The organism is Oleiphilus sp. HI0117, from assembly GCF_001635235.1.
Genome location: NZ_LWGA01001373.1, coordinates 1 through 653, shown reverse-complemented (window position 1 = coordinate 653; position 653 = coordinate 1). Strand labels below are relative to the sequence as shown.

General features: G+C 47.3%; 1 protein-coding gene. It reads left to right on the top strand.

Annotated features, from left to right (window positions below):
• Nucleotides 1–653 (top strand): DUF5011 domain-containing protein (locus A3757_RS23445; RefSeq protein WP_197470269.1); only part of this gene is annotated, 653 nt, incomplete at both ends.

Below are 653 nucleotides of genomic sequence, written 5' to 3'. Positions count from 1 at the left end.
CGAGATGTTATCGTTGCCGATTCCGGTAGCCCTATGATCACCCTACTCGGAGATAACCCTCTCACTCACGCACAAGGCTCGCCTTACACTGACCCTGGCGCAACAGCTACGGATGCGGTAGATGGTGACCTTTCCGGAAGCATTGTTGTCGGTGGCGACACGGTAGACCCTAACTTAATCGGCAGCTACCTTATAACTTACGATGTCTCAGATTCATCGGGCAACCCTGCTCCAACCGTAACCCGTACAGTCAACATAGATGACTCAACAGCCCCAGTAATTACTTTAATTGGCGATACAAACACCAATCACCAGCTTGGCACAGCCTACGTCGATGCGGGCGCTACAGCATTAGACAATATAGATGGCGATATTAGCTCAAATATTGTTGTTAGCGGTGATACCGTCGATGGAAATACTCAAGGAACTTACACAGTTATCTACAATGTCACTGATTCATCAGGAAATGCTGCAAACCCCATGGTAAGGTTTGTGACGGTAGATGATGTAACACCACCGGTAATCACCTTAGTTGGCAATAACCCAATTAATCATGAAGTGAATACAATTTACACTGACCCTGGTGCCACAGCCACAGATAATACTGACGGCGATATTTCTGCAAACATCGGTGTCAGCGGTACAGTCAATGC